24 protein-coding genes, 2 tRNA genes and 1 other RNA gene are annotated in these 22,730 nt (G+C 32.6%); 12 read left to right on the top strand and 15 right to left on the bottom strand.

Annotation, left to right across the window (positions count from 1 at the left end; translation table 11 throughout):
- Nucleotides 1–30 precede the first annotated feature (30 nt).
- Both OEW78_RS02815 and OEW78_RS02810 read left to right on the top strand, forming a co-directional pair.
- On the top strand, nt 31–969 hold the full coding sequence (locus tag OEW78_RS02815) for an ABC transporter ATP-binding protein (protein WP_300323733.1): 939 nt from the start codon (nt 31–33) through the stop codon (nt 967–969).
- Nucleotides 953–1,714 carry an ABC transporter permease gene (locus OEW78_RS02810; RefSeq protein WP_300323730.1) on the top strand — a complete coding sequence of 254 codons (762 nt, stop codon included), beginning with the start codon at nt 953–955 and terminating at the stop codon, nt 1,712–1,714. Before OEW78_RS02815 ends, OEW78_RS02810 begins: the two co-directional genes overlap by 17 nt.
- Nucleotides 1,715–1,723: 9 nt before the next feature.
- Here the strand turns inward: OEW78_RS02810 and OEW78_RS02805 are convergent, their stop codons facing one another.
- The 3 genes from OEW78_RS02805 to OEW78_RS02795 form a co-directional block, all read right to left on the bottom strand.
- Nucleotides 1,724–2,461 (bottom strand): GDP-mannose dehydrogenase, encoded by a 738-nt coding sequence (locus OEW78_RS02805; protein ID WP_300323727.1) that lies wholly within the window; start codon nt 2,459–2,461, stop codon nt 1,724–1,726.
- 67 nt (nt 2,462–2,528) lie between these two features.
- Nucleotides 2,529–2,601: transfer RNA gene (locus tag OEW78_RS02800), tRNA-Gln, on the bottom strand.
- 68 nt (nt 2,602–2,669) lie between these two features.
- The gene (locus OEW78_RS02795) at nt 2,670–3,698 is read right to left on the bottom strand and encodes a DUF354 domain-containing protein (protein WP_300323725.1); all 1,029 of its coding nucleotides are present in this window, start codon (nt 3,696–3,698) and stop codon (nt 2,670–2,672) included.
- A 63-nt stretch (nt 3,699–3,761) separates the two neighbouring features.
- On the opposite strand from OEW78_RS02795, the gene OEW78_RS02790 reads away from it, so the two are divergent.
- The 6 genes from OEW78_RS02790 to OEW78_RS02765 all read left to right on the top strand — a co-directional run bounded on the left by OEW78_RS02790 (nt 3,762) and on the right by OEW78_RS02765 (nt 9,328).
- Nucleotides 3,762–4,913: a hypothetical protein gene (locus OEW78_RS02790; RefSeq protein ID WP_300323722.1), complete on the top strand. Its 1,152-nt coding sequence runs from the start codon at nt 3,762–3,764 to the stop codon at nt 4,911–4,913.
- Nucleotides 4,914–4,935: 22 nt separating this feature from the next.
- A complete protein-coding gene (locus tag OEW78_RS02785) occupies nt 4,936–5,490 on the top strand; it encodes a nucleotide exchange factor GrpE (RefSeq protein WP_300323719.1) in 555 nt (184 codons plus the stop codon).
- A gap of 10 nt (nt 5,491–5,500) precedes the next feature.
- Nucleotides 5,501–7,354, top strand: coding sequence for a molecular chaperone DnaK (dnaK, locus tag OEW78_RS02780; protein ID WP_300323716.1), 1,854 nt, complete (start codon nt 5,501–5,503; stop codon nt 7,352–7,354).
- Nucleotides 7,355–7,402: 48 nt separating this feature from the next.
- Complete coding sequence (gene dnaJ / locus OEW78_RS02775) at nt 7,403–8,461, top strand: molecular chaperone DnaJ (RefSeq protein ID WP_300323713.1); 1,059 nt, start codon at nt 7,403–7,405, stop codon at nt 8,459–8,461.
- A 9-nt stretch (nt 8,462–8,470) separates the two neighbouring features.
- Nucleotides 8,471–9,010: a hypothetical protein gene (locus OEW78_RS02770; RefSeq protein ID WP_300323824.1), complete on the top strand. Its 540-nt coding sequence runs from the start codon at nt 8,471–8,473 to the stop codon at nt 9,008–9,010.
- 233 nt (nt 9,011–9,243) lie between these two features.
- Nucleotides 9,244–9,328, top strand: a tRNA-Leu gene (locus tag OEW78_RS02765).
- A gap of 5 nt (nt 9,329–9,333) precedes the next feature.
- Here the strand turns inward: OEW78_RS02765 and gatE are convergent.
- The 3 genes from gatE to OEW78_RS02750 are packed head-to-tail and all read right to left on the bottom strand — an operon-like array spanning nt 9,334 to nt 14,765.
- Complete coding sequence (gene gatE, locus OEW78_RS02760) at nt 9,334–11,244, bottom strand: Glu-tRNA(Gln) amidotransferase subunit GatE (protein WP_300323710.1); 1,911 nt, start codon at nt 11,242–11,244, stop codon at nt 9,334–9,336.
- A gap of 12 nt (nt 11,245–11,256) precedes the next feature.
- Nucleotides 11,257–12,546: a Glu-tRNA(Gln) amidotransferase subunit GatD gene (gatD, locus tag OEW78_RS02755; RefSeq protein WP_300323707.1), complete on the bottom strand. Its 1,290-nt coding sequence runs from the start codon at nt 12,544–12,546 to the stop codon at nt 11,257–11,259.
- 32 nt (nt 12,547–12,578) lie between these two features.
- Nucleotides 12,579–14,765 carry a CDC48 family AAA ATPase gene (locus OEW78_RS02750; RefSeq protein WP_300323704.1) on the bottom strand — a complete coding sequence of 729 codons (2,187 nt, stop codon included), beginning with the start codon at nt 14,763–14,765 and terminating at the stop codon, nt 12,579–12,581.
- Between the two features lie 105 nt (nt 14,766–14,870).
- Between OEW78_RS02750 and OEW78_RS02745 the strand changes: the two genes are divergently transcribed.
- Together OEW78_RS02745 and OEW78_RS02740 are read left to right on the top strand one after the other, a co-directional pair.
- Entirely contained in the window at nt 14,871–15,605 is a 735-nt protein-coding gene (locus tag OEW78_RS02745) for a 50S ribosomal protein L2 (RefSeq protein ID WP_300323701.1), read from the top strand.
- Between the two features lie 50 nt (nt 15,606–15,655).
- Entirely contained in the window at nt 15,656–15,934 is a 279-nt protein-coding gene (locus tag OEW78_RS02740) for an acylphosphatase (protein ID WP_300323698.1), read from the top strand.
- On the opposite strand, the gene OEW78_RS02735 is transcribed toward OEW78_RS02740, so the two are convergent.
- From OEW78_RS02735 to OEW78_RS02720, 4 genes are all read right to left on the bottom strand, one after another.
- Nucleotides 15,931–16,263 carry a DUF5655 domain-containing protein gene (locus OEW78_RS02735; protein WP_300323695.1) on the bottom strand — a complete coding sequence of 111 codons (333 nt, stop codon included), beginning with the start codon at nt 16,261–16,263 and terminating at the stop codon, nt 15,931–15,933. The two genes, OEW78_RS02740 and OEW78_RS02735, sit on opposite strands and share 4 nt — an antisense overlap.
- Nucleotides 16,264–16,294: 31 nt before the next feature.
- An RNA gene (gene ffs, locus OEW78_RS02730) (signal recognition particle sRNA) lies at nt 16,295–16,606 on the bottom strand.
- A gap of 33 nt (nt 16,607–16,639) precedes the next feature.
- Nucleotides 16,640–17,554, bottom strand: coding sequence for a TIGR00269 family protein (locus OEW78_RS02725; RefSeq protein WP_300323692.1), 915 nt, complete (start codon nt 17,552–17,554; stop codon nt 16,640–16,642).
- A gap of 42 nt (nt 17,555–17,596) precedes the next feature.
- The gene (locus tag OEW78_RS02720; RefSeq protein ID WP_300323689.1) at nt 17,597–18,748 is read right to left on the bottom strand and encodes a site-2 protease family protein; all 1,152 of its coding nucleotides are present in this window, start codon (nt 18,746–18,748) and stop codon (nt 17,597–17,599) included.
- Between the two features lie 88 nt (nt 18,749–18,836).
- Here OEW78_RS02720 and cutA point away from each other — a divergent pair, with 88 nt between their 5' ends.
- Nucleotides 18,837–19,148, top strand: a complete 312-nt coding sequence (gene cutA, locus OEW78_RS02715; RefSeq protein ID WP_300323686.1) for a divalent-cation tolerance protein CutA — start codon at nt 18,837–18,839, stop codon at nt 19,146–19,148.
- On the opposite strand, the gene OEW78_RS02710 is transcribed toward cutA, so the two are convergent.
- Together OEW78_RS02710 and OEW78_RS02705 are read right to left on the bottom strand one after the other, a co-directional pair.
- Nucleotides 19,145–20,197, bottom strand: a complete 1,053-nt coding sequence (locus OEW78_RS02710) for an mRNA surveillance protein pelota (RefSeq protein WP_300323683.1) — start codon at nt 20,195–20,197, stop codon at nt 19,145–19,147. The genes cutA and OEW78_RS02710 overlap by 4 nt on opposite strands.
- Nucleotides 20,198–20,229: 32 nt before the next feature.
- Nucleotides 20,230–20,643: a hypothetical protein gene (locus tag OEW78_RS02705; RefSeq protein ID WP_300323680.1), complete on the bottom strand. Its 414-nt coding sequence runs from the start codon at nt 20,641–20,643 to the stop codon at nt 20,230–20,232.
- A gap of 171 nt (nt 20,644–20,814) precedes the next feature.
- Here OEW78_RS02705 and OEW78_RS02700 point away from each other — a divergent pair, with 171 nt between their 5' ends.
- The gene (locus tag OEW78_RS02700; protein WP_300323676.1) at nt 20,815–21,234 is read left to right on the top strand and encodes a secondary thiamine-phosphate synthase enzyme YjbQ; all 420 of its coding nucleotides are present in this window, start codon (nt 20,815–20,817) and stop codon (nt 21,232–21,234) included.
- Here OEW78_RS02700 and OEW78_RS02695 read toward each other — a convergent pair whose 3' ends face one another.
- The 3 genes from OEW78_RS02695 to OEW78_RS02685 are packed head-to-tail and all read right to left on the bottom strand — an operon-like array spanning nt 21,235 to nt 22,667.
- Nucleotides 21,235–21,399: a hypothetical protein gene (locus OEW78_RS02695; RefSeq protein WP_179362856.1), complete on the bottom strand. Its 165-nt coding sequence runs from the start codon at nt 21,397–21,399 to the stop codon at nt 21,235–21,237. It abuts the gene before it with no gap.
- Between the two features lie 49 nt (nt 21,400–21,448).
- Nucleotides 21,449–21,898, bottom strand: a complete 450-nt coding sequence (locus tag OEW78_RS02690; RefSeq protein WP_300323672.1) for a metal-dependent transcriptional regulator — start codon at nt 21,896–21,898, stop codon at nt 21,449–21,451.
- A gap of 1 nt (nt 21,899) precedes the next feature.
- A complete protein-coding gene (locus tag OEW78_RS02685) occupies nt 21,900–22,667 on the bottom strand; it encodes a helix-turn-helix domain-containing protein (RefSeq protein WP_300323669.1) in 768 nt (255 codons plus the stop codon).
- Nucleotides 22,668–22,730 lie beyond the last annotated feature (63 nt).

Raw genomic sequence — 22,730 nt, 5'->3', positions numbered from 1 at the left:
CTAAATTAATAGGGAGATCGCAGTTTTATCATGTCTTGTATTGATGTCAACCATCTTTCAAAATTATATGGCTCAGTTAATGCAGTGTCTGATCTGACTTTATCTGTAAAAGCAGGTCAGGTTTTTGGATTTTTAGGTCCTAATGGAGCAGGAAAATCAACAACTATTAAACTTCTAACTACTCTTATTCCGCCTACTACTGGCTCATTAACTATTTTAGGTATTGATGCTATCTTAAATCCTCTCAAAGTTCGTCACAAGATTGGTGTAGTTTTGCAGCAACCTAGCTATGAGCCTACACTCTCAGTTGAAAAATCACTTGAGAAGTACGGTATGATGTGGAATGTTCCTAAAATTGAGCGTAAAAAAAGAATGGAACAACTTTTGAAAGACTTTGATCTTGTTGAGATTCGTAAGAAACGAAATGAGGATCTATCAATTGGTCAAAGAAGGAGAGTGCAAGTTGCACGAGAATTCATGCATGATATGGAGCTGTTATTTTTAGATGAACCAACAGTTGGATTAGATCCTAGTGCAAGAAGAAAGTTATTAGATTATTTAAAAAATAAAGTTAAAACAGGTTTAACAATATTTTACACAACACATATTCTATCTGAAGCTGAATATCTCTGCAATCAAATAGCAATTATTGATAAAGGTAAAATTATCACTGTTAATTCTCCAGATGCTTTAAAAAATAGATTTGGAAAAGAAAAAACTATTAAAATTCATTTGTTAGAAAAAAAATCTGAAATTATTTCTCTTTTATCCAAAATACCAGACTGTAAAATTGATTTTGAAACTGGAACTAATATTATTATTCATTCAGAACAGTCTGAATTAGTATTGTTACAAATTCTAAAGGTGCTTTATGATAATAAAATCGATATCGACAACCTCTCTGCTGTACCAACAAATCTTGAGGAGATATTTTTAAACATGGTAAAAGAAAATGCATCCAATAATTAGATTAACTAATAGAAATCTTACGATTTCTCTTAATCCTGGATTTTTAATTTGGCAAATAATTTTTCCTTTAATCTATATTTTTGTAGCAGGATTTGCATATGCTCCATTGATTAATGCAGTTCCATTTGGAAATAAGGATCTTGACTATCCTGCATTTTTAGCTTCAGGTATGATTGGATTTAATATTATGAATAGTACTTTAATTTCTGGTATCATTATTTGGAATGATCGAAAACATGGAATGTTTGAACAAATTATGTCCGGCCCGTTCACTAGAAGTCATTATGTTCTTAGTAATATCTGCACTATAGGAATAATCGGATTAGTTAGTGCTGTATTAATTGCAGCTGTTGGATATCCTGTATTTTTTGATTCTGTAGAATTTTCATTGGTAACAATCCCAATAATCATTTTTGGGGCTATTACTGGTTCAGTACTTTTTGGTTCTCTAGCATCAATAATATCTACTAGATTACGCTCAAGTGAAGGATTCAATGTAATAATTAATACCGTTTTTCTTTTCTTTGCATTTGTTAGTACTGCATTTTACCCTGCAGATGGTGCCCCTGAACCATTGCGAATAGCATTTTATCTAAACCCATTAACCTATCTTGTAGATGTGATTAGAGCAGGCATTTTTGGAACCATAACAGAATTTATAATTATTGAAATGATAATTTTAGTTATCATTGCATCAGTTTTATTTGCTATTGCCTCAAGACTTTTGACAAAATTAGATTTTTAGAATTTGAAACTATTTTTCAAATTTTTCATATGCCTCATTAATTTTTTTAATCATATCTAATTCATCATAATCAATCAAATTCAGATTTGGAATTACACAATGTCCTCCAATAATTCCAGGATACATTTTTGGTCTATTCCCCAAATTTTTGTGTATTTCATCTGCAAATTTCCACATCTCGTCAAAATCAATTCCTTCCTTCTCACAAATCATTTTTGTAATTTGTGCATAATTGATTAACCATCCATAATAAGTAGTATCAACGAGAATCTTTGCTAATTCCGCAGTTTTTGTAGTTGACATCCAATCTATTTTCTCAAATCTATTTTCTAAATCTAATCTTATTTTAGGATCTATGTTTTTTTCATCTGATGAAATAAATTTAGTATATTTTTTAATATCGTCTAAAAATCTTCTATGTACACCACGAACTGGTGAAAATAAAATCAACACTTTTGTTTTTTCCTGAATCTTTTTTGTAGTTCCAGGTTTTACTGTTGAATGTACTATGACAACTTTTAGTTCTTCAATCTTACTAATCCAATTCAATGTGATATCTACAAAATCCGGTAATTCTCCTGGTAAACATACATGAAGATATTCAGGGTTAACAATTTTTTGATTCTCAAAATAATTTTTACATTTTGAAGAATCTATATCAATTCCAACACTATCAAAATTTCTCTCTTCAAGAAGGTGAAACAGTGTTTCTCCCACTTCTCCCATTCCTAAAATTATATCAGTCATGCTGCCTAATTTCAGAAAAACTATCTATATTATATTCGTGTCACAATACTATTTTTTATTAAAAAAGTAGCCCGGCCCAGACTCGAACTGGGGTCAAAGGCTTCAAAGGCCTCTATGCTTGACCGCTACACTACCGGGCTGCTAAATCGAGCACTTTCATTCCCTTAATGAACTTTTTATTTGAATTTGTCTAATAAACAAAAATTTTCTATTCTTTAATTATCTTGATTAATTTTTGAATAGGATCTTCCATTTGACTTCTAATTATCTTTGCTCTTTTTTGACTCTGTTTATCATCTGCTTCAAAAATTCTCTTTATTTGCATAGAAATCTTATTTGGATCTGTTTCACGTTTTACCAAATGTTTCTTTACCAAGAAATTTTCAATAATATTTGGAACTGCATTATATGAAATTGTTGGAATTCCCATTAATGCAGATTCTGCAGTCATTGTTCCACCTGAACCAACAAAAACATCTGTATTTTCTAACAAATGTTTTCCATCATATGACATTTTTACAATTTTTGTTTTATTGCCTACTATTTTTTGTAAATTTTTAATTTGTTCAACATATCTTCCCAAAACTACGACGTTTTCTTTCTCAAATTCACTTACAACTTTTTTTATTATTGGAATGATCTTACTAGGTTTTGATGTATAGGATGCCTGTTCTTCTTCAACTCTTATCAAAATATTCTTTTTATTGTTTTTTTTGAATGGTAATTTTGCATTTCTATTTATTCTTCTTTTTATTGTGATAATTGCATCAATTGCTTTGTATTGAATAATATTTTTTTCATCGATACCATATTTTGAAAATTCCTTTTTTGATATTACATGTGGGATCAATAGTTTTTCGATCAATGGCAACGTTAATCGCATAACCGCATTTGCATGTGGTGAATCACAAAAGGCTATGTGTTTTATTCCCAATCCAAATGATATTCTTGCTGCTTCTGGAGAACAAAAACTAATCACAACATCAGGCGAAAATGTCTTAATTTTTTTAGACATCTTTTCCATTCTATCAATACTTGCTTTTAGCTTACTTTTTTCATCGCCACCACCATGTTTTCCGATAAAAATAAGGTCAAAATTGCGTATTTTTGCCAATTTTGAAACTTCATTGTAGTCCCTTGAAGTACACAAAATATCATATTTTTTTCCTAATTTCTCAATAATTGGTTCAGAAAACAATAATTGTTTTGGTGTTAGAATATCAATCCAAATTTTCAAGTAATTTCCTAATTATAGTAAGTTCAATAAGTTTTTCTTAGTCTAATCCTAGCTGTAAATGTAATGGGAGGAGCAAAAGTAGTTGTTTATGGCCTTAGTACTGAAGGATATGCTATCGCATCCCAAATGGCAATTAAAGGAGCAGATGTCTACATCATTGATGAATCCACACCTTCTGCAATTTCACTCAAAGCTGAAATTGCAAAAACATATCCAAATGTCTCTTCTCTGAAAGAAGATGAACCATTATTGGCAATGGAACCAATAGATGTGGCAATTTCTAAAGCACAATATCTATTCTTTACTCCTAGAATAAGAAAAACTGGACAAGATATCAAAACTGAAATTCATTCAAAATTCAAGGATGCAGTTTCTTCAATGAAAAAGAACAGCTCAGTAATTTTTACTCTTCCAACAGGATTTGGGGGTAACAATGAAAATATTTCATTACTTGAACATGTAACTGGTCTTGAAACTGGAAAGCATATTTCATATTTTTATTATCCTCTAGAAGATCTTAAAGAACAACCGAAAATCATCGGTTCATTTAATGGAAAAGCGGATCCTGTTTTATCTGAACTTCTTACTGTAGGTAAAAAAGAGAAAAAATTTGTAGCAATTTCATCATCTGAACATTTTCATGCAATTGATGTCTTATCACGATTTTCAAGTCTTTGTAGTGTTTTAGAAGTTTGTAAATATGCTCAAGATGATATTACTAAAAATGATCTTTCATCTGATGATTTTCAAGAAATGTTCTTAGATAATATGGTTAGTGGATTATTTGATTTGAAATCTTTAGGCTCTTCTTTTGAAGGAGCAAACACACTCATGTATCTAATTAATGGAAGTGTTAAAGGAATTGATGGCTACATAAAACGATTAATAGATGAAATTCGTTCAACACTAAAGAAAAATGATCTTAAAGCAAGTAGAACAAAAATTGCTTTATCTTGGACACTTGATCAACATGCGATGCGTGGAGATAAAATTGAAATGCTACAAAACTTAACATCGAGGTTACGTGATTATATAGGTGATGTCGAAGCGTATGAAGACCCAAACTTTGATCTATTTCATAGTGATAAAACTACGATTGTAGTAGCATGTTCGAAATCTGATTTTGACAATATAAAAAAAACTAAACAAGATTCTGATCTAATTATTGTCAAAGCTAATCCTTTATGTGAAACAATCAATAATAGTATAAATTAGCTAAATTATTATTTTAATTGAATTGTCTAGCGAATCTAATTCTGATGACATTCCAATTAATGTCATCACTGAAAATCAAACAGAAAATAATGAATCTAAAACAGATTCAAAATCTAGCTTAAAAGAACTTTCTGAATTGTTGTCTTTGGAAAAACAAAAATCATCTGAATATGAAGGAAAATTAAAACTTGCATTAGCAGACTATCAAAATCTTAGTAGAAAAACTCAAACTGATATTAAAAATGGAGTTAATTCAAAAATTAATGAATTTGCATTGGATTTTCTAAAAATTTATGATGATTTTGTTAGAGCAAAAGAAGTTTTCTCTGAAAGTAAAGTTAATTCTGAAGGTTTAGATTCTATTTTAAAAAATATGGACTCTTTATTGAAAAAATATCATATTGAACCAATAGACGCATTGGGAGAAATTTTTAATCCCAATTTTCATGAGGCAATATCAATTATCAATGATCCAGATTTAGATGATAACACAATTACAAAAGAGATCAGGAAAGGATATATTTCTCATGAGAGAGTTATAAGACCGACATTAGTAGAAATTTCAAAAAAAGGATGATGATAAAAAAATGACTAAAATTATTGGAATTGATTTAGGAACAAGCAACTCTGCAGCAGCAGTAGTTATGGGTGGAAAACCAACTATTATCCCTGCAGCTGAAGGTGCAACTGTTGGTGGCAAAGCATTTCCATCTGTGGTGGCATTTTCCAAAGATGGCGATCTTTTGGTCGGAGAACCTGCACGAAGACAAGCAGTAACTAATCCGGATAGAACAATTGTAGCAGCTAAACGAAAAATGGGCTCAGATCATACTTTTAAAATTCTTGATAAAGAATACAAACCTCAACAAATTTCAGCATTTATTTTACAAAAAATCAAAAAAGATGCTGAAGCATTTGTAGGCGAACCTGTTCAAAAAGCAGTAATTACTGTCCCTGCATATTTTGACGATAATCAACGTCAGGCAACAAAGGATGCTGGAACCATAGCTGGACTTGATGTTGTTAGAATAATTAACGAACCAACTGCAGCATCATTGGCATTTGGATTAGATAAATCAAAAGAAGACATGAAAATACTCGTCTTTGATTTTGGTGGTGGCACATTAGATGTGACCATCATGGAAATGGGTGGAGGTGTTTTTGAGGTTCTTAGCACATCTGGTGACACTCAATTGGGTGGAACAGATATGGATAAAGTTCTAATTGATTTTATTGTTGATGAATTCAAGAAAAAAGAAGGCGTTGATCTCACTCAAGATTCAACTGCAATGACAAGAATTAGGGAAGCTTCTGAAAAAGCAAAAATTGAATTATCTACAGTTATGGAAACTGATGTCAATTTACCATTCATTGCACATGATCCATCATCAGGTGCTAAAAATTTAGAATTAAGGATTACAAGAGCAAAATTAGATGAATTAATTGGGCCAATTGTTGAACGATGTAAGCCTTCAGTACTCAAAGCATTAGAAGATGCAAAGCTCTCCAATTCTGATATTAGTAAAATCGTAATGGTCGGTGGACCAACAAGGATTCCCCTAGTGAAAAAATTTGTTAGTCAGTTAGTTGGACAAGAATCTGAATCTGGTGTAGATCCTATGGAAGCTGTAGCCATGGGAGCAGCAATTCAGGCAGGAATTATTGCTGGAGATGTTAGCAGTGATATTGTTTTACTTGATGTTACTCCACTCACATTAGGAATAGAAACTTTAGGTGGTGTGAGAGAACCGCTAATTGAAAGAAATACTACCATACCAACTTCTAAGAGTAAAGTTTTCACTACTGCAGCTGATAATCAAACAGCAGTTACTATTCATGTTGTTCAAGGTGAAAGACCAATGGCAACAGACAACGTTTCTTTGGGAAGCTTTAATCTTACCGATTTACCACCTGCTCCAAGAGGAATTCCCCAAATTGAAGTAAAATTTGATATTGATGCAAACGGAATTATCAATGTTGCAGCAAAAGATCTTGGAACACAAAAAGAAGCTAAAATTACAATAGAATCTACTTCAAAATTATCTAAAGAAGAAATTGAAAAACTAAAAGAAGATGCAGAAAAATTCTCTGATGAAGACAAAAAGAAGAAAGAAAAAATTGATTTGAGAAATGAAGCAGAAAGTTATATTTACACTACAGAGAAACTGGTCAATCATGATCTTAAAGATAAAATTTCACAAGAACAAGGAATCAAAATCACCGATGCTGTGAAAGAAGTCAGAGAAGTTTTAGATAAAGAACCAGAAGAATTGAAGCCTAAACTTGAGACATTACAAACGTTGGTAAATGAAATTACTACAGAACTTTACAAAAATGCCTCACCTCAACAAGGCGCAGATGGACAACAAGGCGCAGATGGACAACAAGGCGCAGATGGACGTTCTGAATCATCTCAAACCGATCAAACAAAATCTAACTGAGATCCAAATTCAATCATTTATACTATAATTATGATAAAGGTATGATTCATGGCTGCAAAACGAGATTATTATGAGGTTTTAGGTGTTTCAAAAACATCCACACCGGATGAAATTAAGCAACAATATAGAAAATTAGCACTAAAATTTCACCCTGACCGTAACAAATCTTCAGAAGCAGCAGAACATTTCAAAGAAATTTCTGAAGCATATGCAGTAATTTCAGATCCTGAAAAAAAACAAATCTATGATCAACATGGACATGCAGGTGTAGATGGCAGATATTCCACAGATGATATTTTTCAAGGAGCACAAGGTGGAGGATTTGATTCAATTTTTGAATCTATTTTTGGTCGTGGAGGTGGAGGATTTGGGTTTAATCAACAGCAACGAGGTTCAGATATCCTTTATCAAACCTCTGTGACTTTAGAAGATGTTCTTCATGGTAAAAAAATGGAAATTAGTTTACAAAAACAAATTCAATGTGATATTTGTAATGGTTCTGGTGCTAAACTTGGTACCAATAAAAAAACATGTACAACATGTAATGGTCAAGGACAAGTTAGACAAACTCGTAATATGGAATTTGCTTCATTTGTAACTGCCGCACCTTGTTCTGCTTGTCGAGGTCAAGGATCAATAATTGAAACTCCTTGCAATGAATGTAAAGGACAAGGAAAGAAAAAAGGAACAAAAATAGTAACCTTTGACATTCCTCCTGGAATTGATTCAGGTGATTATACAGTTCCTGATGAAGGAAATGAGATTCCTGATGGAGTAAATGGTGATTTAATTATTAGAGTAAGAGTTCGACCTCATTCTAAATTCAATAGAGATGGAAAAGATATTTTTTATGATCATGATATTTCTATGATTGATGCTGCCTTAGGTTGTGAAATTACGGTTCCAACATTAGAGGGAACAGAAAAAATTAAAGTTGATTCTGGTAGTCAACCAAATACAATTATTAAACTAAAAGGAAAAGGTGTACCACACATTAATTCAAGAGGAAAAGGTGATCAGTTTGTTAGAATTGTAGTAAATGTGCCTAAAAAACTCAATAAACATCAAAAAAATCTCTTAGATGAATTTAGAAAAGTAAGTGACTAAATGACTGAAATGAAAATTGCCTTGGATGTTGATGGCGTACTTGCAGATGTGATCATATCCTGGATGAATTATAGTAATTCTATTAGGCAAAAAATAACTAAAAATCAAATTACAAATTGGGAATTTTGGAAGGAATTCCAAATAAATCCATTTGATTTTTATGCTGAACTTAGTTTATGTTGGAAAAACTGGATGTCAATACCTACCACAGAAAAAAACTTGTCATCTATTACAAAATCTCTATCTTCTATTGGTCAAGTGGATGTTGTTACTGCAAGAGAACGTTCTACTGATTCGTTTGTAAAATCTTGGTTAGATCATCATGATATATCATACAATAATTATGTCTCAGTAATTGATGGTCCTATGAAGGCAGAATTAGATTATGATGTATTTATTGATGATTCACCACTAAATGTAGAAAAATTTCTAACAAATAACAAAAAAGTGATTTTGTATTCACAACCTTGGAATGAACATGTTTCTGATGATCAAATAATTCGAGTTTCTAATCTTTCTGAAGCAATAGAAAAAATTAAACTCATTTGATTTTTTCAAATTTTCTAATGTTTACTTGATGACCGTTTCTGATATGTGTAGAATGTGATGTGTTTATTAATTCACCAATTTTGTCTTCTGTATAGAATTTTACATTATACCGTCCTAGTATTTTTTTGCAATTTGAACAATAAACTTCTCTAAATTCCATTTTATCTCGATTAATTTTGTATGTGTGTTTCATATAATAAAGAAACTTATTCTAGATCTCAAGATTTTTCTATGCGGGAGTCACCCAGCCTGGTCAACGGTGTAAGGTTCAGATCCTTATCTTTTAGGAGTTCGTGGGTTCAAATCCCACTTCCCGCACCTATCTAGAATATGCTATCTAATTTTTTCTTGATGTTTTTTAAAAGAAGATTGTTAATTGTTTCACCAGAAGCTTTACCTCTTAACTCTTTCATAACAATTCCCATCAGTGGTCCAATTGCTCTTTCTTTTTGATTTTTAATTATCTCTTCATTATTGTTTACAATATCTTCGATTATTTTTTCTAAATCATCTTCATTAACAGATTGTATTGAAGTGTTTTTCATAGCTTCTTCTATAGTTTTTGATTTTCCAGCCATTATATTTTCAAATATTATCTCAATAGATTCTTTGGCAATTTTTCTTTTTTCTAATAATTGAAATAATTTGAAGATTTCTTCATTACTTAATAAATTAGAGTCCAATCCACTTCTTTCCAAATTTGTAATTGAAGAACAAAGAATTGATGCAACAAAGGTTGGATTAATGTTAATATCTTCAACAATTCTTTCAAATAATACAATATATCGTGAATCAAAAATCTGTTCTGCAAGTTGAGGATTAATTTTGTATTTGTTTTCCAAATCTTTTATAGAATCATCCCAAGATTTTGGTATATTTTTTTCAGATTGTGTTAATTCTTCTTTTGTAATGATTATTGGTGGAATGTCTGTTTCAGGATACATTCTTGCAGATCCTGGTCTTGGTCTAAGAAATTTTGTTTCTCCTGTCTGGGTAGCTAATCTTGTATCTATTGGAATACCTGTGTCTCTAATGTACTCAATTCTTAAAATAATTTGTTTTACAACAGTATCCACTTTCTCGTCAGGTGCTGCCAAAATTAAAAATCCGTCATTTTCTTTAATTCCTATGGATTTTTTTAATTCATCCAAATCTGATTCCTCGACTCCGTAATTAGGAAGCTCATCTGAATGAAATACTCCTCCTATTCCATAAAATCTTACTAATTCTGCTACTTCTTTTCCTAATCTAATTCCTTCATATGGTAAAAATCCAAATATTCCGGTCATGTTTTTAAAATGTATTGCAATAATTTTCTGATTTTTCTTTATCGCATTTTGAATAATCTTTGATTTGCATTTTAAAAATAATTTTGTAACGTCTTTTTTATTCTCATTATCAAATTTCCAATTTCTTTCTTGAATTTTTTCTGAGATTACTAACAAACCATGTTGTCTTTTAGCCTCATATTCCACAACTTTTTCTAATTGATCTAATTGTTGAACCCCTTTAACCTCAATTACAACACCACCTCCATCTTTAATTGAAATATTAACATCTTGCCTAATTGATCCTTGTCCTCTTTTCACTTTTTTTGTACTTCGTAAAATTCTTCCTAGAGATAATGCAATTTTTTTAATTTCGGTTAATTCTACTTCAAAAGGTTCTGTTGCAATTTCAATCAATGGAATTCCTAATCTTTCTAGGCCAAATTTTCTTGTGGAACCCTCTTCACCTAATATTTTTGCTGCATCCTCTTCTAAACAAATTGATTGAATTCCTATTTTTCTATCTCCTGCATTGTAAAACCCCCCTTGTGAAATTAACATAGTACGTTGAAATCCTGTTGTATTGGAACCATCGATTACTGTTTTTCTCATAGGATAGATCTCACTAAAAACATTTGATTTTAAAGCAGAAGAAATTACTAGAGCAATTTTTCTTGCATCTTCATCTAATTCATGTGGAGGCTCTTCATCTTGTTCTACTAAACAGCTACTTTGAGGGTTGGCATAATACATTATTGTTTTAGATTTTGTACTTTCAAATAATGCGGCAGGATCAAATTCACCTAACTCACTTTTAGATACTCGTAATTTTCTTTGGAATTTAATTGAATATTCGTCTGATTCAATAGGGGTACAATTACAGAATAATTTTTTATTCGTTGCAAGCTGCTGATGAATTTCTAATCCAACTTTGACACCTACATCTTTGATTAAAAATTTCTCCATTTTGATTCCTAATTATACAGAAAATTCAGATGCAATTCTATTAAGCATGTTTTTCTTAATTTCGTCTAGGTTTTCAGTATTTCCAGTAACCCACATTGCTTTGACTAGTGCAATTTCTGGAATCATGTTTTCTAAAGGAATTATTCCTAAATCAAGTAAATCTCTACCGCTTTCATAAACTGTCATTCTGACTCTTCCATCTATACATTGAGAGGTCATTCCCATAAAGATGCCTTTTTCATTTCCCATTTTTACCATTGAATACATGTTTTTTCCAATATGTCCTAGTCCGGTGCCTTCAAAAATTATTGCTTTATAGTCAGAATCTATAATATTTTTTAATAAAGATGGGTCGTATCCTGGATGATACTTCACTAGTGCAACTTTTTCATTTATTTTGATCTTAGGTTCAAATTCTTTAGATGTGAAAAAATCTGTTTTCATATTATCATGAATTTCATTATTTACAATTAAAAATGCAGGATCATCTCCAATTGTTTGGAATGCTCCTCTTTTGCTTGTATGGTTTTTTCTTACTCTTGTACCAAGATGACATGCAATTGTTTCATCATTTTCATCTTGATGCATTACGATATAGATTCCATTTGTTTTACATTCAGTTAGAAATTTTGTAGCTCCAATTAGATTTAATGCAGCATCTGATGATGCCCGATCTGATGATCTTTGTGAACCTACTAGTGCTATTGGTATTGGAAAACCTGCAAGTGAAAAAGAAAGATAAGATGATGTGTAATGCATTGTATCTGTACCATGTGCAATAATAATTCCTGAATATTCCGATTTAGAATATTTTTTTAATGTTTCAGCAATTTTTAACCAATGTTCAGGCATAATATTTTCTGAATACTCTGAAAAGAGTACTTTTGTGTCTATATTTGCAATTTCTGCCAACTCTGGAACAGACGAATTCAATTCCTCAGCTGTTAATACTGGCGTAACTGCACCCGTTCTATAATCAATTTTACTTGCAATTGTACCCCCTGTTGATAATAACAGGACATTTGGCAAAGTCTCATTTTTTTCAATTCTTTCATTTTTTTCTGTTATTTTTTCTAAAGATGGATTTTTTTCAATCCTTTCAATTTTTGTGATCTCTAAACCAATATTGTATCCACTCTTTAATTTTAAAACAATATGTTTGTCATCACTGTGTTCATATCTTGGCATAATTATGCCTGAATACGTTATATCCGCTAAAATTTTAACAGAATCTCCAATTGAAAGATGGTTTGTTTTTAGAAATTCTAATGATTTTCCATCATAGCCTGTATATTGTGACATTTATGAGGATTAGATTCGTAATTTAATTAAAACTATCTGTAATAGGAAGCTACTAATTTTTCTCCCATCTTAAGGTCTTTTTGCTCTCTTACTTTCTTAACTGCTTCTTCAAAGTGTTTCATCGTAACTTTGGCATCTATTGAAGTTTTTTCTATGTCTTTTACATCTGGATGTGAGTCTAAGAATTCATGAATTACTAGAGATACTGCGGTGTTTGCAATGGATGCTGTATCTGCTCCACTGAGTCCGTCAGTAATGTCTGCAAGTTTATCGAAATCAATGTGATTAGGATCACTTTTTTCACTAATAGTTGGAATCTTTTCAGCGTTAATTACCAATATGCTCTTTCTGCTTTCTTTATCTGGAAGTGGAATCTGAATAATTTTATCAAATCTTCCTGGTCTTAACAATGCTGGATCAATCATGTCTGCTCTATTTGTTGCAGCTAATACGATGACACCATGCATGTTTTCCATTCCGTCTAATTCTGTTAGTAATTGACTGACAACCCTTTCTGTTACTGCTGTTTCACCACCAGCTCCTCTGATAGGGGCAATAGAATCAATTTCATCAAAGAATACAACACATGGTGCTGATTGTCGTGCACGTTTGAAAATTTCTCTTATTCCTCTTTCTGATTCTCCAACCCATTTTGATAAGAGTTCAGGACCTCTAACTGAAACAAAATTAGCTTCACTTTGAGTAGCTACTGCTTTTGCAAGTAATGTTTTACCGGTACCACTAGGACCATGAAGTAATATTCCTCTTGGCATCCTGTGACCTAGTTTATCGTAAAGACCTGGATATTTCATTGGCCATTCTACAGCTTCCTGTAATTCTCGTTTGACATCTTCTAACCCTCCGACATCTTCCCATTTCACATCTGGATTTTCAATGAATACTTCTCGCATGCCTGATGGTGTTACTTCAATCAATGCTTTCTGGAAATCATCATGATTTACAATTAGTTTGTCTAGTGTTTCTGGTGGGAGTTTCTCTTCTTCTAGATTTAAAACAGGTAATAATCTTCTCAAGCATTTCATTGCTGCTTCTTTACATAGATATTCCAAATCTGCACCAACATATCCATGGCTGACAGATGATATTTTATCTAAATTAACATCTTCGCCTAAAGGCATATTTCTGCTGTGGATTGCAAGAATGTCTTTTCTTCCTTTTTTATCTGGAACTTTAATCTCAATTTCTCTATCAAATCTTCCTGGTCTTCTAAGTGCAGGATCAATTGCATTTGGTCTGTTTGTTGCAGAGATGACAATCACTTTACCTCTTGCTTCTAATCCGTCCATTAATGATAACATTTGAGAAACTACTCTTCTTTCAACTTCACCAGTAACTTCTTCTCTTTTTGGAGCAATAGAATCAATTTCATCAACAAAGATGATTGATGGAGCCTTTTCTCTTGCTTCTTTGAAAATTTCTCTTAGTCTTGCTTCACTTTCACCATAGAACTTACTCATGATTTCTGGACCCGATATACTAATGAAATGTGCATTACTTTCATTTGCTACTGCTTTTGCAAGTAATGTTTTACCAGTACCTGGTGGACCGTACAATAATACTCCTTTTGGAGCTTCAATACCTAATTTTTCAAAAATTTCTGGATGTCTTAATGGGAGCTCAATCATCTCTCTTACTTTTTTAATCTCATTTGAAATTCCACCAATGTCTTCATAGGTTACTTGCGGAACTCCACGTAATGTTTCTCCTTTTTCTGCAATGTGGAAAACAGTTTTTTGAGTTACTAAAACAGCATCAGCTGCTGGATTGACTCCGATTACTTGAAAAGTTAAACGTCCACCAAAGTATGGAACCATTACATTATCTCCTTTGATCAAAGGAACACTCTCTAATGCATCTGCAAGATATCTTTCATCTATTGGAGGAATTGCTTCTAGTGGTGCAACTACTACTTTTTCTGCAGCTACAGCTTTTATTTTTCTAACAGAAATTGTATCACCAATAGCAATTCCTGAATTATTTCTTCCTAGTCCATCAATTCTGATAATTCCTTTTCCTTCATCTGAAGGATAAAGCGGTAGACATTTTGCTACTGTTCTTCTTTTACCTTTAATTTCAATTACATCGCCTGTAGAGGCATTTAATGTATCCATAGAATCATAATCAATTCTTGCTACTCCTCGTCCAACATCTCTTGTATATGCTTCAAGAACTTTGAGAGAAAGAGCATTTTGACTCATACTCAATGGCCTCAATTCTAATTTTTATACCTTTGTGGTAATTTCTCTAACTAACAGTAAGAATACCACAAGCTTAAAATTCTCTTTAGGTCGGAAACGATCAACTTGGGTAAGAGACCATTAGTTCGAAGACGAGGCCGAGGAGGCAATCAATTTAGATCTACTTCTACTGGTAAAGTAGGAGTAAAAGCCAATTATCCACGTTTTCCACTAGCAGAACAACATGAGGGTGAAATTATTGATCTTGTTCACGAACGTGGTAGGGAAGCACCCTTAGCCAAAGTTAGATTTGAAGATGGCTCTGTTTCATTTGTACCTGCAGTTCTTGGAACTACCGTTGGTACAACTTTACAATTTGGGTTAAAATCACAAATAGAAAAAGGAAATGTCATTAGTGTTCAAAATATTCCTGATGGTACAATTGTATGTAATATTGAAAAACACTTTGGAGATGGCGGTGCAATTGTAAAATCAGCAGGTACTAATGCAACTGTTTTCTCACATGGTGATGATGGTGTTACTGTAAAACTTCCTTCAGGAAAGTTTACTACTCTAAATCCTAAAAACAGAGCAATGATTGGTACTCTTGCTGGTGGTGGAGCTAGTGAAAGACACTTTATGAGTGCAGGTAACAAGTGGCGTAGTTTTAAAGCTAAAGGAAAGAAATATCCTATTGTTAGAGGTGTTGCTCAAGCAGCTTATGTTCACCCACACGGTGGTGGTCGTCATCAACACGTTGGACAAAGTTCTACAGTCTCAAGAGATGCTCCTCCTGGTGCAAAGGTAGGTAGTATTGCTGCACGAAAGACTGGTAGAGCAAGAATCAAAGAAAGAAAGTAGTTTTTCTTTTAACCTAAAATTGATTAATAACTCTAAGAAATATTTTCATAATGTCAAATTATCGTGTTAGACTCTTTGTTACTGGAAAAGTACAAGGTGTTTTTTTCCGTCAGTCTCTCAAAGTTATGGCAAAAAAAAATAATGTTTTTGGTTGGGTTAAAAATCTTAAAGATGGTAGAGTAGAAGCCGTTCTAGAAGGTAATGAAGAAAATATTAGCAGAATTATAGAATGGGCTCATGGAGGGCCTGCTAATGCAAGAGTTGAGGATGTAGAGATACGTAATGAAAAATTTGCCGCAGAATTTTCTAAATTTGATGTATTGTACTAGTGAATTTCTTCAAATGCGTTTTTAATGATTTGAGTGCATTCTAAAATTTCATGATCTTTTTTAATCTGAATTATCTGTATTGGTTCTTTTCTGCTTTTTTGGATTTTAATGATTATTCCTTCTCTTACAGGTTCAACATCTGCAAACCATCTAAATGTCATTGATTTACAAAAAACCACTCTATGCATTCTAACATCTTCAATTACTTTATCCCCTAATGAAAAACAAAATTCTCTTATTGAATCAAATAATGGTAGCACTGAACTGGGAATTTGTTTTTTAAAGTCCTCATAACTTCTTTTATTCCCAAATGAGATAATTCCTTCCATAAATTTGAAAATCTGATTTTAATTATAAAGGTAGTAGATCTGCTGGCTCCAGTCTAGACGAATAGCCCCATTTCAAGGCATACAAGATCCGCCACGTTGACGAGGAAGCGTGGATGCTCCACCTTAGGATTGCTCCCTCCCGGACCTCATCCCTTTCGATGGTTCGGTCTTAGAAGTTATCCCTTCGGATATTTCTAGTCCTGCAACCACCCGCCTCGGCGTGATTTCATTTCCGCACACCAAGCGGGAATTACCCTTCTAGAGATTTACCCAACAGTTGCTGATCTCTGCATATAGCCGGTTTCAGAATAGGGCACGGCTGGCACCCTGATCCTACCTACTACCATTTTTCCTAAGAAAGTATGTTATATTTGCATTAGGTTTGATTTTCTTTTAGTTTTAAAACTACACTGCACACTGAGCATACATTACCTGTACAATCATTTCCACATTTTTCGCATTTTATTTTCTCTTTTGAATTTGAATTCTTTACTGTCTGTGAAATTTTGAGAATTGATTGATAAAAATTATTTTTAATTCCACTATGTTGATTTTCTAATGAATTTAAAAATTCACGAATTTCTGTTCTTATTCCTTCATTCATATGTGGACAAGGTTCTGATTGAAATGGCATATTATTTGTAAAAGCATAAAATACAATTTCAGATTCATAAATCTCACAGAATGGTTTTATTTTTCTCAAATCATTTGTAGAAGTATCAGGATCCATCCAACCGACCTTTGTGGTGTCTCCTGAAATCATGTTAATCACAAATGTTTGCAATGTATCATCTAAGTTATGCCCTGTGGCAATTACATCTGCACCTATATCTTTGGCTGCATGATCAATCGCTCTTCTTCTTAACGTGCCACAAATTGAACAAGATGAAGTTTTTTCATTTTCTCTCAAGTCTAATGCTTCATCAAGTGTTAATTCAAACAGATCCTTGTAAGAATAAACTTTATGCTCTACATTAAGTTCAGAACAAAACTTTTCAACTATTTCTAATGCTTCATTTCTATATCCTGGAATCCCTTCATCAATAGTTATTGCTATTATTCTAAAACTATGAGTTAATGCCATTTCATTAATGATTTTTAATAATGCTAGAGAATCTTTTCCTCCTGACACTGCAACTGCAACTAATTCATTATGTTTTATCATATTGTATTTTGAAATAGTTTTTGCAGTTTTTCTTACAATTGACCTTGAGAAACATTGTGAACAAAGCCTTTCTCCAGAGTATCTTCTTGTATATGCTGGAGGATTTTCACATCTGTCACATTTCATAAAATGAATTGATTTTTTTCATTAATGATTCTTTAGGTGATTTTAGATTGTAAACCATCCAGATTTCAAATATGACAAGGCAATATTGAGGCCAAATAATACAAAGGTGAATGCATAGATTCCCCACATTACGATATTGACTGATTTGTCTGAAATTCTTTTATCAATAATTGTGTGAATGAATTTCCCTCCATCCAAAATTGGCAATGGTAGCATGTTGATGATTCCAATGAAAAATGAAATCATCCACAACCATAGCAAGAACATTGAAACATTTGGATCATTCCATTCTATGAAATTCATTACGGGTTTGTATGCAAATGAATTGTCTCTCATTATGCCAATCAGGCCTCTCTCAGGATCTTCCGGTGCAGGCATTATTTCTACACCAAAGTTCAATGTTTGACCATCTCTGATTACTGAAATACTTGCAGTTTCTCCAGGACTAAGAGCAGGAAAATCAACTGGACTGTATATCGGTATGTCATTAATTGAAGTAATTATATCATTTGCAAGCAATCCTGCTTGCTCAGCACCAGAGTTCTCTATTATAGAAAGTATCAAAACTCCTTCAGGTAGTTCATAAAATACACTCAAAAGTGGTTCTGGTAATACCATTGCAAAAAATGGATTTGTTAACAAAATAGCACCCAACACAAATGCAAACATTACATTTGATGTAGCACCTGCTCCAATCACTCTTAATTTTGAAATCTTTTTGGCTTTTTCAAATTCTTCTTCATCAGGCTCTACAAATCCTGCAAACATTGCAATAAATATTGCAAATCCACCAGTTTTGATTTTAATTTTTTCTAGAGCTGCTACAATACCATGCGCTCCTTCATGAATTACAAGTACAATGGGTATAGATAGCAAAAAGTATGTAATTGATGATGCAGACGTTAATGTAACTCCTGGAATCAATACTGTCAATTCTGAAAATTCTGATTGTGCAACAAAAAAGTTTGATACATTATTTAGCAAAAACCAAAATGCAAAGGCCATCATAATAAAACCTGCAATCACACTTGTGTCTGCAAAAACCCTAATCCCTCGTTTTGTTCGACCTAATATTTTTATGAGAACTTGATTAACTCCCTTGTTTTTGTATACTAGACTGTATGCTTTTAATTCAAAACCATATTTTTCTAATTTGAGAGCTTTTGCAATTACAATAATGACTACCCATGCCATTAAGACATAGATTATCGAATTCTGGGTAATAAAATCAAGTTCCAAACTAATTGTTAATTTTTTAAGGTACGGCCATTTATCGTTTACTATGAAACTAGTTGTAATTATCTCAACATATCCTGACAAAAAATCCATCTCTAAAATTGCAAATCAGCTTGTAAAAAATAAAACAGTTGCTTGTGTCAATATTTCTAAAATATCCTCAATTTATTCCTGGAAGGGTAAAGTAGAAAACTCATCAGAATACATTGCTATTTTTAAAACTGTTCCAAAAAACAAGAGTCTATTAAAAAAGAAAATTAAAGAAACTCATCCTTATGATGTTCCTGAAATAGCTGAAATCGATGTTAATTCAATTAATAATTCTTATCTGAAATGGGTAATAGAGTCAACAAACTAAGATTCTACTGGATATCGTAACAAAGAAACAATTCCACCCAAACCTGTCACTCTAAGACCAATGTCTGTAGATGAATCTACACTGTAAATTGTCACTCCTTTATTTTCTGCATCATTTAGAAAATCCATCATTGTCTGTTCGTCATTTTCCTGAATTGCTTTGTCAGAAAATACCAGTGATTCAACTGCTCCCATCTGATTGGCGTTAAATGTTTCATTATACCCCATAGTAAATTTCCTACTTTTCTTGTTTGCAAGAATCATCACTTCATCAATTATTGATGATGCTCTGGCTAATTTGCTGTCTGACATTATTTCTTGCATTGCTTGGGATTTTGTAAATGTGTAAATTCCATCTTCTCCCCCAGAATCAATCCCATCGACCACTTGAATTTTGTATTTTTGTAACTTTTGTGATTTTTCAACAAAATTTGCGAATCTCTTTTTTGTTTCGCCAGGACCAAAGATAACTATTGTATCTCCCTCTTTGAAAATACTTGATATTGCTTGTAGCACTTGATCAAAGAATTTTTCAATATTAAAATTAGTTTTGTATCTTTTTCCGCCAGAACCTGAATAGATGTTTGGCATAAATTCCAAATGAGTACCTCTTAACCTTGCAATCCCACTATCACTGGTGTCAATTGCAACTAGAACAAAACTGACTTGGTTATTAGTTGATTCTAAAAGTTTTTTTTCAATTGGTAACCATTTTTTCTTTGAAATTGTAATTCCATCATTAAGTTTTAGAATAAAAGAATGATGTGAGCCATGAGGAACTGATTCGTTGCTTGATTCAGAAATTGTACCGCCTACTCTTAATCTATCTAGAACATCGTCAAGTGAAATTTTTTCCACAATTAATGCAATCCTGACTTTGATTCTCTCACCCTTATCCGGTCTTGAATAATCTCTATCCTGTTTTAGCACTCTTGTTGTATCCCCAATCACTTTGTCATTTTCTTTGATTATGCGCCGTAAATTCAAAAGATCTTCAGAATCTTCTGGTATGACTGATATTGAATTTTCATCTATTTCTTTTGTAATCATGATATTATTCTAATTTATAAAAAGAAAAGAGTTTAGCTTGTTTCTTTAGTTTTTGTTTCTTGTGATTTCTTTTTCAGATAATTTTCAACCCATTCTAAAGTTAGAACACCTGATTCAGACAAATTTGTAAGAGAGTTTGCAGATGCTTCCCCTGTTACTTTTCCACTGTTTTTTCTAATTTGTCTCCATTTGAGAGATGTATTTCCACTTTTTGAATTATAGATTATTCCTAAGATATCTTTAGCATTGACAAATGTGATGTCTCTAATTTTTTTTAAAGTAACTTTATCTGCTGCTTCTACATAGATTGCTCCTAGACTATCTTCTCTTTCTGCAAAAACCTCAAAATCTTCCAAATAAGCTCTTGGTGCATAAGATTTGCAAGTACTAGAGATGACAAATCTTCTAAAACTTTCCAATGAGGCAGGAGTGTCTATTGTAACCATTTTGAAAGAATGAACTATTGGCCATTTATCAAGCTTCTTGAAAGACTCAATAGGAATCTGCTTGAAACATGCCTTGCAGGCCATGATGTACCTATCCCTTTGATTGATGATGAGGATCTTGAGTTCTGAGCCTGCATTAGGATTTTAATGGATGGAATTTCAAATAAAAATATGAAATCTCTAACTGAATATTTGACATTTGAAGTTACAACTAGAAGAGCCTTTGTCAATATAACATCTGATGTAAGAAAATTGGTTACAAAAAGCAAAATTCAGGAAGGCCTCTGCCTAGTCAATGCAATGCATATCACTGCAAGTGTTTTCATTAATGACAATGAGGGTGGATTACTACATGATTATGAAAAATGGTTAGAAGAATTAGCTCCGCATGAACCGATTACACAATATGATCATAACAAAACTGGGGAGGATAATGCAGATGCTCATTTGAAACGACAAGTAATGGGACGAGAAGTCGTTGTTGCCATTACTAATGGCAAATTAGATTTTGGACCATGGGAAGAAATTTTCTATGGTGAATTTGATGGAAAAAGACCAAAAAGAGTTTTAGTTAAAATTATTGGCGAATAACTATCCAAAGTCTGCATCACGTTTTTGACTCTGTGATTCGTTCTTTCTTGCTGCATCTCTGAATTCATCATTATGGTTTTGAGGTCCGTGTCCGCATTTTACACATGCGATTTTGAATCCGTCATCGTTTTTTTCATATGTCTTACAGCCACAGAAACATGCCATGATTAAATATATTTTCTAAGATGATATATCTTTTGGGTTATAATTTCAGTTATGCTGATTTACAACATTCGCCCATTGGAATTTCGTGATCATGTGGACATTTTCTTGGATGCTTTAACATTACACAGAGGGCATCAGTGAATTGTTTATTCATGTGATGTTCAATTCCACATACCATCTCTTCATCAATTTCTACTTTTAATGCACTATCCATTAGAACTTCTAATAGTCTACTGTTTCTCATCATGCTTGACCCTATTCTTTCACCATCATCTGTAAGTTTCACACCTGCTTTGTTGTAGTTTACAAGATTTTTACTATTTAGTTTTTTTAACATCTGAACAACACTAGGCTGTCTTACATTGAGCATCTTTGCAATGGTGCTAATTTTAACATCTTCTCCTCTTTCTTTTATGTGCCAAATTGCTTTAAGATACATCTCTACATGTTCAGCTTCTGCAGTTCCTACGAATAATGCTTCTTCATCTAATGCATCCATGTTATACCTTCTTTGAATCTTTTAATAAATATTCAAAATATTGACGTGCAAATCCTGCCAATCCTGCATGATCCGCCCAGATTGCAACAACTTCTGAAGAATTTACACCTCCTATTTCTGGCCCTAAAAGAATTACAACATATCTTTTATCTGAAATTATACCTCCTCCAAACAATCCTTTCTTGATTGTTACAGTAGCTACTCTCTTGATTGCCTTAATTGATTCCTTATCCATCTTATCTGATGTTAGAATTGTAATCTCTACACCTTTATCATGAAGTGATCTTAATTTTGGTAATGCTTGTTTTACAAGTTCCACTCCTGCCTCAGGTAATGCAATCATTACTTCATTTCTACAAGTCTCTACCATCTCTAAAATTTTAGCTGCAATGTTTACTGCACCAGATAACACCCAAATATCTGGTCTTTCACTAGTCCCGCTTTTCTCATACAATGGCACTAATTCATTTAAGATAACATTTTGATTCTGTGAAAAATCACTTTCCATTTTTTGTTTTGTAGTCTCTAGACCTGTAGATGGAGACTTGGCAAAGTATTTTGTTGGTCTTGAATCATCTGAACCAATCCAACCTTTTTCTTCCAAAGTTCCCAATACTTCATAAATTTTTGAATATGGTACTCCTGATTTTTGACTAAGATCTGATGCTGTTAATTCCCCTGATTTGAGTAAAGCTGAAAATGTTCTAATTTCATAACTGGTAAGACCAATTTTTTCCAATGCCTTTCTTGTTTTATCAGAAATACTCATCTGCGATCTAGTCGATCAGTTTTGATATTTAAATCAGGTATGCCTACCTCCTAAATTCCACCC

It is taken from the genome of Candidatus Nitrosopumilus sp. (genome assembly GCF_029882185.1).
In the GTDB taxonomy this organism is placed as follows: Archaea; Thermoproteota; Nitrososphaeria; order Nitrososphaerales; family Nitrosopumilaceae; genus Nitrosopumilus.
Note: the sequence above shows the minus strand (reverse complement) of the source record. Positions and strands in the feature narration are given on the sequence as shown.